Genomic DNA, 11,219 nt, shown 5'->3' with positions numbered 1-11,219 from the left:
TCTGTTTTACAAACTTGAAACAAATTTTTTGCTAAATCAATCGCAAGAATATTACAATTAAGCATGTATGGGCTCCTTGGTAAAAGTTTGGTTACTTATTACGCTACTCCCGAGGGAGGTGGGAGTCCATACATCTGTTGATCTTTCGCGGTTAATTTTTGTTCGAGATAAAAGCGTTTTAATCGCGACGCGAGGTGTGTAGCTTAGTCATTCTAAGTAAATACCTCGCAACAAAGAGTAAAACGCTTTTAGCCGAACCCTTCGGGCAGCGCTTGTTGGTTCTTTCTCCTGCGTTATCGCCTGTTCATGTAGAATAACTACACTACGCAGGCTCTGCCTTGTATAAAGAAGCAGCAAACTGCTGCAAAAACAATCTCGAAAGATCAACAGACCCTAATATCATTTATGCCATTTTCAGGATGATTGCAACTGAGTGATAATCAATTTTGTTCAGAGACCGGATCTGAAATAGTTATCCTATACATGGGTGTTTACCCTGTTGTAATTCCTGAAAAAATTTAAGAGTGGCATTTAACGCGGTTAACCGATATTGATCCTTTTCCAAATAGATCTCATGCTTTGCATTGTCGATATTAAAAAAACGTTTCATTTTGCAGTTTGTTAAATTTTCAAAAAACTGATATTGCCCTTCAGCGGTCACTATTGTATCGCCACCAGCCTGCACGACCAGGACCGGGATATTAATTTTATCGGCGTTATTTATTGCTTGTTGGGCGGCGCTAACACTGGTGGCAACCCAGCGCATACTCGCATCGCCAAGTTGTGTTTCGGGGAACTCAAGGTGGGTATTTTGCGATGAATTAAAGCGCAGCTCGCTGGTGGTTACGGCATTATTACTAAAAAGTTTAGGCTGGAAATCATTACCACCAAAAATATAACAGGCTTTATCACTGAACCAGCGGCATAGCGCAGTCCCGCTATAGGTGATTAATTTGGCGACAATAACGGGTATGCGGCCCATATTGATTGACATCATCGGGCTAAACAGGACGCTTGCCTGAAAAGGGTGAGCATATTGCTGCAGGTATAAAGTACTGATTGTTGCGCCCATTGAATGCGATAACAGGTAATTATTCTGGTACTTGCCGGCTAATTCTAAAGATGAAATGTAACGGTTAAGATCGGCAACATAATCCTGGAAATGATCAACATGCCCGCGATATTGATCGCCACCTAAGCGTTCCGAGAATCCCTGCCCCCTGTGGTCAATCAAGTATAAATCATAACCCTGACGGTTAAGATCATAAGCAAGTTCTTTGTACTTTAATACACTTTCGTTGCGGCCCTGGCTAATTACAATCGCATTCGCACTCCCCGTCACAATGCTAACCGTATGGATTTTTTTATCGGCAACTCCTAAAAAATAATCTGAAATTGCATTTTTTTCCCAAAATGCATTAATTTGGGCATTAAAACTGTTATTGAGTTCTGTTTCGGTGGTTAGACCATAGGGATTATTGAGCATATTTTTTTCCGCAGAGGCAGGAGTGCTAAAAAGTAATAAAAAAGGTAATAATAATTTTATGTGCAGTGATTTTTTCATGTTTTTCAGCCATTCCATCAGTGGTGATAGTATGCCATTATTAAGCTCAAAGCAGCAAATCAGAAGATAACCCTAGAGGCCCAAAAATCGCTCATTCTGCGTTGTGTCAGCTCGAAAGAGATCTCTATTCCTTCGCTAACATGCCTTGCCTGAGCGATTTTCAGTCAGATCTTTTGTCATTTTTATAACGGGGGAGTCATGTTTTAAATTAATTTTCACTTCCCTTAAGCACAGCGAAAAGCGTCATTGCATGCTATTTTTATTACATCGCAAGAGCATATTTCATTATGGAGAAGGGTGTGGCACAGCTAAATCCGGTGGAAAAGCAACAAAAGACTACCCAACAATTGCTGCAGGTGGTAAGCAAGCTTGCTAACGAACTTCATCCAAACAGTCAGTCGCAGCAAAGTGTCACGTTAACCTCTTTATTAGACCGTGATTTGGGTTTTGACAGCCTGGGGCGGGTTGAGCTGATTCACCGTGTTGAACATACCTTTGCTGTTACTCTCGCAGATAATAGTTTTGCCACCGTGGAAACTGTGCAGGACCTGCTCAAAGCCGTTTTAAGCAATCAGGGTAATAAACAAATATTCGATCACCAGGTATTAACGACCATGCCGGGGCCGGAGGTTGACGAAACTCCCTATAATGAGAAAACCCTGGTGGATGTTTTACAATGGCACCTGCGGCGCCACCCGAATAGACAACTGATCGAGATGTATAAGGACAGCGGCCGGGGCAAAACCATTACCTACGCGCAACTTTCTGTAATGGCGAATAAAGTAGCCTGGTGCCTGCTTGATAAACAACTTTCCCCTGCGGCCAAAGTAACCCTGATGTTACCAACCAGTCCCGAATACTTTTACAGTTTTATGGGCGTACTCGCTGCGGGGGCTGTCGCCGTGCCTATTTACCCGCCAATGCGCCTGAACCAAATCGAAAGTTATATTCGCCGTCATCAAACTATTTTAAAAAACTGCCAGGCGGAAGTGATGATCACCACCGCTGAAATCCAGCGCTATTCAACCCTGTTAACCTCCTTAGTACCCAGTTTAAAGCACGTCATCAGCATCCAAGACTGTGCAGGTTTTAGTGAACAAATGGTGAAAATGGCTATAGAGCCAGATGATATCGCCTTTATTCAATATACATCCGGTTCGACAGCTGATCCAAAAGGGGTACAGCTCAGTCACCGCAATCTACTGGCAAATATTAAAGCAATGGGGATAGCGACTAAATTGAGTTCAAAAGATATCTTTGTCAGCTGGTTACCGCTTTATCATGATATGGGACTAATCGGTGCCTGGTTGGGCATGTTTTATCACGCTGCTCATTTGGTGGTGATGTCACCACTGGCATTTTTGGCCAGACCGCAACGCTGGTTATGGGCAATTCATCGTTACCGAGCCACTATCTCAGCTGCTCCTAACTTTGCTTATGATCTGTGTGTTAATCGTATTGCAGAAGAGGAATTAAAAGGGTTGAAGCTGACGAGCTGGCGACTGGCCTGCAATGGCGCGGAGCCTGTTATTCCGGATACCCTGCGCAGGTTTTGTAAACGTTTTGTTGATTATGGCTTTAACCGTGCTGCTTACTGGCCGGTGTATGGTTTGGCTGAGTCCTCTGTCGGTCTGGCATTTCCAAAGCCGGAGCGTACCCCCTATATCCAGAGAATTGACCGTGATGTGTTTACCAGGCAGGGCAAGGCGGTTCCCGTTGCAGCCGATCATAAAAATGTGCTGGAGTTTGTCTCCTGCGGCGAAGCATTACCTGCTCATGAGCTGCGCGTGGTAGATGATCTGGATATCGAACTTGCTGATCGGCAGCAGGGACATCTGCAGTTTAAAGGGCCATCTTCCACTATAGGCTATTATCGCAGTCCGGAAAAAACTGCAGAGCTGTTTCACGGGCAATGGCTGGACAGTGGCGATCTGGCTTATTTTGATGAAGGGCAATTGTTCCTTACCGGTCGCAGTAAAGATATTATTATCCGCGCGGGACGAAATATTTACCCCCATGAAATAGAAGAGGCCGTAGGGACAATTTCGGGGGTTCGCCGTGGTCGGGTTGTCGCCTTTGGTTACACAGAAGCGGCAACGGGAAAAGAGCGATTAGTGGTGTTGCTGGAGACTCGTCAAACAGAAGCGCAAAAACGCCAGGAACTGCATAGGAAAATACTGAATATCTGCGCCGACATTGTCGATTTGCCTCCCGATGATATCGTACTGGCCCCCCCCAATACCGTGCTGAAAACATCCAGTGGAAAACTCAGACGCAGTGCATGTCGAGAACTTTATTTACAGGGGAAAGTGGGAAAAAATCCTCCGCCGTTATGGTGGCAACTGAGTAAAGTAGTATTTTCAGGATTACGGGAACAGGCACAAAAACTTCTGCGTTATATAAAGGCAATAGCTTATGCCGGTTATGCATGGGTATTATATCTGCTACTGGCCGGCAATGTTTGTCTGCTGCTATTGCTTTTACCAACACCAAGTGCTCGGCAAAAATTAACTGTTTATGCCGCTAAACTTTTAGCATGGGCGAGCGTAACACCAGTCACGCTCTCTGGTATTGAAAAACTTTCCCCCGACAAGGCATATATTTTTGTGGCAAATCACAGCAGCTACCTTGATGTTTACGTTATAGCGGCCTCTATCCCGTTACCCTATTGTTTTGTTGCCAAAGCCGAGCTCGCAGAGAATAAATTATTTGCCATATTGCTTAAGCGATTAGGGGTGGAGTTTGTCGAACGCTTTGATGTGGAAAAAAGTGTTAAAGATGCACGCGAGATTAGTAAACAAAAAGGCTCGCTAATCTATTTTCCTGAGGGCACTTTTACCCGTAAACCCGGACTTGCTCACTTTCATATGGGCGCTTTTTTAGCGGCAGCAACAAGTCACCGCGCGGTCGTCCCCATTACAATTCGTGGCACCCGCTCTATGTTGAGAGAGAGGGAGTGGTTTCCACGTAGAGGGAGTATAAATGTAATCCTTGGAGAGCCCATAGAAGTGGAGTCAGGTGACGATGATTGGCAAATCGCAACACGATTAAAAGATAAAGCCAGAGCGGAAATATTATCCCACTGCGGCGAGCCGGATTTGGAAAGAGGTTAATAACAAGTTCAGAGCTTAGTATTTTTTGCCGCCTGCTGACCGGCAATAAGGTCAACGCGCAACAGCAGATAGGCACCGGCAAGAAGCAGCAACACAATAGATAATATGCCGATCCGGTTGCTTCCGGATAATAAGGTGATCAACCCCACCAGCAGCGGACCAAGTACCGCAGCAAATTTACCCAGCATATTGTAAAAACCAAAGAATTCCGCATGTTGCCCGGCAGGGATAAGGCGAACATACAGGGAGCGGCTTAGGGACTGTACACCACCCTGAACCAAGCCGATAATCACGGCCAACAGGTAAAACTGCCATGCTGCGGAGATAAAGACGCTAAATAAAGTGACACAGATATAAACCGTCAATGCCAACAAAATACCTTGCCTGCAGCCGATACGCTCGCCGATCCGGCCGAATCCGATGGCCGCAGGAAAACCGACAAACTGGGTGATCAGCAGGGCGGTAATCAGATCCGCTGAAGCCAGCCCAATCGACAGGCCGTAGTCCACCGCCATGCGAATGATAGTGTCTACCCCGTCGATATACAGCCAGTAGGCGAGCAGAAATAAAAAGGTTTGCTGCAGTGCCCGAATCTGCCTGAAGGTGCTGTGCAGCTGATGGAAAGCATTTTTAATGGCGGCCATAGCGGCTATTCGCCTGACGTGCGGTTCATGCACAAACAGCAACACGGGCAGGCTGAACAGCAGCCACCATAGTGCGGTGCATAAAAAGGCGACCCGCACGGCCTCGCTGCTATCCGCGAGAGCGAAAGATTCAGGATTGAGAGTCATCCAAACATTAAGGGCAAAGATCATTCCCCCGCCGAGATAACCGAGGCCAAAACCCAGAGCCGACACGCGATCCACCGAGTGCAGCGGACTGATCACGGGCAACAGGGCATCATAAAACAGGTTACCGCCGGAAAAACCGACGACTGCTGCAATATATAACAGTGAAGCAAGAGCCCACTGTCCTTGCTCCAGCCAATATAGCGCGCCAGTCATTACTATACCGAGGCAGGCAAAGATCAGCAGAAAACCTTTACGTCGCCCCATCTGATCGGCAATGGCCCCTAAAATAGGGGAAATCAGTACCACGATTAAACTGGCCGTTGAGTTGATGACTCCCAGGTGATAAGTGCTCTCGATAGCCGGCACCTCTGCCGACCAGTACTGTTTGAAAAATATCGGGAAAAATCCGGCCATCACGACCGTTGCGAAGGCGCTGTTAGCCCAGTCGTAAAATGCCCATGACCAGATTGCCCGTTTATCTGCAGACATGATCCCCTCCATGAATTGTCGATAAACGGCAATCAGAGTCAGGTGACTGGTGGTACCTATTGCAAAGAGGAAAGAAGGAAGGGCGCTGGTGGGCGAATAAAGGCGGTTTGCCTGCAGCTCTATGAGACTCGTTAAAAGTTGCCATCAGCTTACCCCGCTGGTGAGTGTACCGTTGCCTTTATTTAAAGTAGCAGCGAAATTCAACAATTATTGCTTCAGTATAGGGTATTCAGCAGTATCTGCTCGGGATGGGGTTGATTAATTCGCGTCTGTGTAGCAATTGATTCGAGTGGTTATTTGCCCTTTAAGTTTGATAAGTTTTGAAGTTCAAGGTGATGAATAGGGAGGGTTAATAAATGAAAAAGCCAGTGTATTTACACTGGCTTTGTAACTCGCTGATGGCAATTAAGCCAGTTTAGCGTTTATAAAGTTAATCACCTCATCGATCGCAACTTCCTGTTTTTCACCTGAAACACGATCTTTATACTCAATGACCCCGTTATCCAGGCTGCGATCACCAATGACTAATGTATGCGGGATACCGATAAGCTCAGCATCAGCAAACATAATACCCGGGCGTTCTTTACGATCGTCAAGTAATACTTCGATACCGGCAGCTTTTAACTCCGCATAGTATTTCTCAGCAAGCTCTGCAACACGGTGCGATTTGTGCATATTCATCGGTACAATAACCACAGAGAATGGCGCAAGCGCATCATTCCAGATGATGCCGTTTTTGTCATTATTCTGCTCAATAGCTGCGGCAACAATACGGGATATACCAATACCGTAACAACCCATGGTGAGAGTCTGGTTTTTACCCTGCTGGTTAAGTACCGCGGCATTCATCGCTTTGGCATAGGTATCGCCTAATTGGAAGATATGACCCACTTCAATGCCTCGGGCAATAGACAAAGTACCCTGACCGCAAGGGCTTGGATCGCCTTCAACCACATCGCGTAAATCGGCTACTTGATAGCCACTGATATCTCGATCCCAGTTAACGCCGGTTAAATGTTTGCCGGCTTCATTTGCACCACAAACAAAATCCGCCAGTTTCTCTGCCGCACGGTCAACAATTACTTTAATTGTTAATCCTTTTGGTCCGATAGAGCCTGCATCGCAATTCGCTGCAGCTTTAATCTGCTGTTCATTGGCAAAGGTGAGCGGGCTGGCAATACCTTCGATATGCTCAGCTTTAATTTCATTGAGGTTATGATCACCGCGTAATACCAGTGCCACAACAGGTGCTGTTTCACCCTCTTCACAGCTGCCTTCAACCAGCAGTGTTTTAACGACTTTTGACGTTTCAATATTTAAGAATGACGCGACCTCTTCAATGGTGTGCATATTCGGAGTTGCCACTTCAGTAACCTCAGCGGTTGCGGCAGGGCGCTCAAAAGCGGGAGCCAATGCTTCTGCTTTTTCAATGTTGGCGGCATAATCACTTTGATCGGAAAATACAATGGCATCTTCACCACTTTGTGCAAGTACATGGAACTCATGTGAAGCATCACCACCAATACTACCTGTGTCGGCAATAACCGGGCGGTATTCAAGACCTAAGCGTTCAAAAATACGGCAATAAGCAGCGAACATATTTTGGTAGGTTTTGTCTAAACACTCATCTTCAAGATGGAAAGAGTAAGCATCTTTCATGGTAAACTCACGGGCACGCATCACCCCGAAACGAGGTCGTGTTTCATCACGGAATTTTGTTTGAATCTGAAACAGGTTTAAAGGCAGTTGCTTATAGCTGTTTACTTCTTTGCGGACTAACTCGGTGATCACTTCTTCATGAGTAGGGCCTAAAACAAAGTCACGCGTATGGCGATCTTTAATACGTAATAATTCACCACCAAATTTATCCCAACGACCGGTTTCAATCCAAAGATCCGCAGGTTGCACTACCGGCATTAACACTTCAATCACACCCGCGCGCTCCATCTCTTCGCGGACGATATTTTCAACTTTACGTAATACACGTAACCCCGTCGGCAACCAGGTGTATAAACCGGATGCTAATTTGCGGATCATGCCGGCACGTAACATAAGCTGGTGGCTGACAATGACAGCATCGCTCGGCGCTTCTTTTTGCGTTGAAAGTAAGTAGTTGGTAGTACGCATGGATATCCTTAATTGATATTTTGGGTAAATAAATTGCGCAGATTTTAACAGCGGAAGCGTTACGACTAAAGGTTTCTTATTCTATTTGCAAAATATAATTGAATTTAAGGTCTGCTTTCAGCTATTTTGTTCACTTAAAGGGAAAATTATAAGGAAAAAAATGAAGAGTTACCTATTGGCCGGAAAATACAGTGCAGTAATTATGCTGTTTTGCTGCTTTATTGTATTCATCAATATGTTGTTACCGTTCAACCTCAACCAGTTGGGAATTGTCCCGCGTTCTGCCGCACATCTTATTGGTATTTTTTTCGCTCCTTTTCTGCATGCCGGCTGGTCTCATTTATTCAGTAACTTTTTGCCATTTATTGTGTTTGGCGCATTAATCGGTATGCACAGTATTAAACGCTTCTGGCTGGTTTTTATCCTGCATATTATAATCACTGGAATTTTAGTGTGGCTATTCGCCCGGGGCAACAGCGTGCATATAGGTATGAGTGGCGTGATATATTCTTTCTGGGGTTATCTAATCGTTTATGGTTTTGTGCGCCGAAAGCTTCTGTACATTTTTATTTCGCTTGTCACATTGATGCTTTATGGGGGATTAATTTATGGCGTGCTGCCAACACAAACTGGCGTGTCATTTGAAAGCCATCTACTGGGCGCATTGGCTGGCGGTTTAAGCGGTTATTACTTTGCTAAACCCGCGTCTCGATATCGAGCACGGTAGTGGTTACCCCTTCATTAACCCAGGATATATTAAAGTCACTCAGGTGCACGGCATATGTTTTTGTATCTGCTTTATTCTTTTTATAAGCCGGGCGCGGATCTTGTTGTAAGACTTCAATAATCAACTGCTTCAATGTTGGATAGTTCTGCTTAATTGAGTCGAGCTTGTTCTCGGCCAGCCTGGAAAACTGGATCTGCATTAATGATGTCGGCTGCTGCTGGGCAAAACCGGCCAGTGCATCCGGTTTCGCATCGGCATAGGGAATATAGGGTTTGATATCAATGATTGGCGTACCCTCCACCAAATCAATATTACTTAACTTTAAGAAAATTTTTCCGTTAACCTGCTTAATACCGTGAAACTCAACTAAGGATAAACCGATAGGGTTGGGCCGGCAGGGAGAGCGTGTTGCAAAAACCCCCAGACGTTTGTTCCCGCCAAGTCGAGGCGGACGCACGGTAGGACTCCATTTATTATCACCATTAGCAGCGTTATTCTTATGGAAAATAAAAACCAGCCATAAATGGCTGAATGACTCCAATCCTGAAAAGGCATTGATATCATCATAGGGGGCGACTATTTCTAACTCTGCAGTAGCACTGGGTACCAGCCCAGGTTGACGGGGTACTGCAAATTTTTCTTTATAAGGAGAATGAATATAACCAATATGATTGAGCATAATATTTATTCTTTATCGGCTAAGCTGACGTCAATAGCGCGGCCATAACAAATAATATTTGAAACGCAGGCGCTATCTTTTTTAAAGGTTAAACATGACTGGAAAACAATCCCATTTGCCTTCATTTCTGCGGCATGAATACGCGCATTGGTGCGTGCTTCTTTTATATCTGCCGGGCGATCTTTTTCCTCCTCCTGACAACTACTACCTTCAACTGCGCCGATAAATTGATAATCGAGATCCGCTAATTGGGATTTTTCATAAACAGTTACTTGTGATGGTTTGAAGTAATCTTCGAAATTTTGTTTATCAACATTAGTTGAAAACTCAAATTGACTGCATGCGGTCAAAAAAATGGCTGTAAAAGCGATAATAATAAAACGTTGCATAAGATGCTCTTTATAAATAGAAGGGGGCAAGGATGGGTGGCATAATAGCATTTTATAGATCCCCAAACAAAGAAGGAAATACTATGACAGTCGCCAATGGAAAACGTGCCGTTTTTCTTGATAGAGATGGTGTATTGAATGTTGATAATGGTTACGTTTCAAATAGCGATGATTTTCAATTTATTGACGGCGTTATTGATGCCTGCAGAGCACTTAAAGAAAAAGGTTACCTGTTGGTTGTTATTACCAACCAATCGGGAATTGCGCGCGGATATTTTACGGAAGAGCAATTTCATAACTTAACAGAGTGGATGGACTGGTCTTTAGCCGATAGAGGTGTCGATTTAGATGGTATCTATTATTGTCCGCATCATGCCGAAAAAGGGCTGGGAGAATATAAGGTTGACTGTGATTGCCGCAAACCAAAACCGGGGATGCTGCTCAGTGCTATCGAAGACTTAGGAATCGACGCGAGCCAGTCAATATTAGTCGGAGATAAAGTATCAGATCTGCAAGCCGGATTAGCGGCTGGTGTAAAAGCAAACTATCTGGTTAAAACCGGTAAAGCGATCACTGAAGAAGGCGAAAAAATAGCAACGGGCGTATTTACTGATCTGGCCAGCCTGGTAAAACAGTTGTAAGCGTTGCTTATAGCTTGCTTTGTGGGTAACTCCACTTGTTTTTGTGGGTAACTTGTTTGCAAAATGTGCATAAAAGTTAATTGCAAAAATAACCCGTTTTTATGTAAATAAACACTTGCCAAGGCTAACGAAATCCCTATAATGCGCATCCACGGAAACGGGAGCGACGCAAGTTAATCCGGTTAACGAGAACGAAAAAGGTGGCTTTTCAAATGCGTTTAACGCAGTTTGAAAAGAATAAAAATAACCTTGACTAAGTTCGCAGGTTGCGTATGATACGCACCTCGCCGAAAGGCCGCTCTTTAACAATTTAATCAAACAATCTGTGTGAGCATTGATAGTGGATTTCAAATAGTCCTTCGGGACAAAAAGAATCAATATCAGTGACACACGAATTAATTCATTAATTCAGAATAACAAAAGTATTTCGGTACTTTCGTTTTAGTCAGTAATATTGAGTCGCATCGCAAGATGCACAATAAACTTTAAATTGAAGAGTTTGATCATGGCTCAGATTGAACGCTGGCGGCAGGCTTAACACATGCAAGTCGAACGGTGACAGGAAATAGCTTGCTATTTTGCTGACGAGTGGCGGACGGGTGAGTAATGCTTGGGAATTTGCCTTGTTGTGGGGGACAACAGTTGGAAACGACTGCTAATACCGCATAATGTCTTCGGACCAAAGGTGGCCTCTATTTA

The 11,219-nt window shown here is 44.6% G+C and carries 8 protein-coding genes and 1 rRNA gene; 4 read left to right on the top strand and 5 right to left on the bottom strand.

Going from position 1 to position 11,219, the window contains the following annotated elements; all coding sequences use genetic code 11:
- Window positions 1-472: 472 nt before the first annotated feature.
- Window positions 473-1,564 (bottom strand): alpha/beta fold hydrolase, encoded by a 1,092-nt coding sequence (locus tag ABZA00_RS13985; protein ID WP_372882775.1) that lies wholly within the window; start codon window positions 1,562-1,564, stop codon window positions 473-475.
- Between the two features lie 299 nt (window positions 1,565-1,863).
- On the opposite strand from ABZA00_RS13985, the gene ABZA00_RS13980 reads away from it, so the two are divergent.
- On the top strand, window positions 1,864-4,677 hold the full coding sequence (locus ABZA00_RS13980; protein WP_372882774.1) for an AMP-binding protein: 2,814 nt from the start codon (window positions 1,864-1,866) through the stop codon (window positions 4,675-4,677).
- Window positions 4,678-4,685: 8 nt separating this feature from the next.
- On the opposite strand, the gene ABZA00_RS13975 is transcribed toward ABZA00_RS13980, so the two are convergent.
- Complete coding sequence (locus ABZA00_RS13975) at window positions 4,686-5,957, bottom strand: MFS transporter (protein ID WP_372882773.1); 1,272 nt, start codon at window positions 5,955-5,957, stop codon at window positions 4,686-4,688.
- Window positions 5,958-6,362: 405 nt separating this feature from the next.
- Complete coding sequence (locus ABZA00_RS13970) at window positions 6,363-8,084, bottom strand: proline--tRNA ligase (protein WP_372882772.1); 1,722 nt, start codon at window positions 8,082-8,084, stop codon at window positions 6,363-6,365.
- A gap of 160 nt (window positions 8,085-8,244) precedes the next feature.
- On the opposite strand from ABZA00_RS13970, the gene ABZA00_RS13965 reads away from it, so the two are divergent.
- Window positions 8,245-8,811 carry a rhomboid family intramembrane serine protease gene (locus ABZA00_RS13965; RefSeq protein ID WP_372882771.1) on the top strand — a complete coding sequence of 189 codons (567 nt, stop codon included), beginning with the start codon at window positions 8,245-8,247 and terminating at the stop codon, window positions 8,809-8,811.
- Here the strand turns inward: ABZA00_RS13965 and tsaA are convergent.
- A complete protein-coding gene (gene tsaA / locus ABZA00_RS13960) occupies window positions 8,780-9,490 on the bottom strand; it encodes a tRNA (N6-threonylcarbamoyladenosine(37)-N6)-methyltransferase TrmO (RefSeq protein ID WP_372882770.1) in 711 nt (236 codons plus the stop codon). The genes ABZA00_RS13965 and tsaA overlap by 32 nt on opposite strands.
- Before the next feature lie 5 nt (window positions 9,491-9,495).
- On the bottom strand, window positions 9,496-9,879 hold the full coding sequence (gene rcsF / locus ABZA00_RS13955) for an Rcs stress response system protein RcsF (RefSeq protein WP_372882769.1): 384 nt from the start codon (window positions 9,877-9,879) through the stop codon (window positions 9,496-9,498).
- Between the two features lie 83 nt (window positions 9,880-9,962).
- Here rcsF and gmhB point away from each other — a divergent pair, with 83 nt between their 5' ends.
- Both gmhB and ABZA00_RS13945 read left to right on the top strand, forming a co-directional pair.
- A complete protein-coding gene (gene gmhB / locus ABZA00_RS13950) occupies window positions 9,963-10,520 on the top strand; it encodes a D-glycero-beta-D-manno-heptose 1,7-bisphosphate 7-phosphatase (RefSeq protein WP_372882768.1) in 558 nt (185 codons plus the stop codon).
- Window positions 10,521-11,007: 487 nt separating this feature from the next.
- Window positions 11,008-11,219 (top strand): 16S ribosomal RNA (locus tag ABZA00_RS13945); the annotation flags it as partial.

The sequence above is a fragment of the Psychromonas sp. genome (genome assembly GCF_041586535.1).
In the GTDB taxonomy this organism is placed as follows: Bacteria; Pseudomonadota; Gammaproteobacteria; order Enterobacterales; family Psychromonadaceae; genus Psychromonas.
This window is presented reverse-complemented; position numbering and strand designations above follow the sequence as displayed.

Coding starts and splice junctions, on each gene's coding strand:
- ABZA00_RS13985 (WP_372882775.1), bottom strand. CDS start 1,564: ATGAAAAAATCACTGCACATAAAATTATTATTACCTTTTTTATTACTT.
- ABZA00_RS13965 (WP_372882771.1), top strand. CDS start 8,245: ATGAAGAGTTACCTATTGGCCGGAAAATACAGTGCAGTAATTATGCTG.
- ABZA00_RS13970 (WP_372882772.1), bottom strand. CDS start 8,084: ATGCGTACTACCAACTACTTACTTTCAACGCAAAAAGAAGCGCCGAGC.
- rcsF (WP_372882769.1), bottom strand. CDS start 9,879: ATGCAACGTTTTATTATTATCGCTTTTACAGCCATTTTTTTGACCGCA.
- ABZA00_RS13975 (WP_372882773.1), bottom strand. CDS start 5,957: ATGTCTGCAGATAAACGGGCAATCTGGTCATGGGCATTTTACGACTGG.
- gmhB (WP_372882768.1), top strand. CDS start 9,963: ATGACAGTCGCCAATGGAAAACGTGCCGTTTTTCTTGATAGAGATGGT.
- tsaA (WP_372882770.1), bottom strand. CDS start 9,490: ATGCTCAATCATATTGGTTATATTCATTCTCCTTATAAAGAAAAATTT.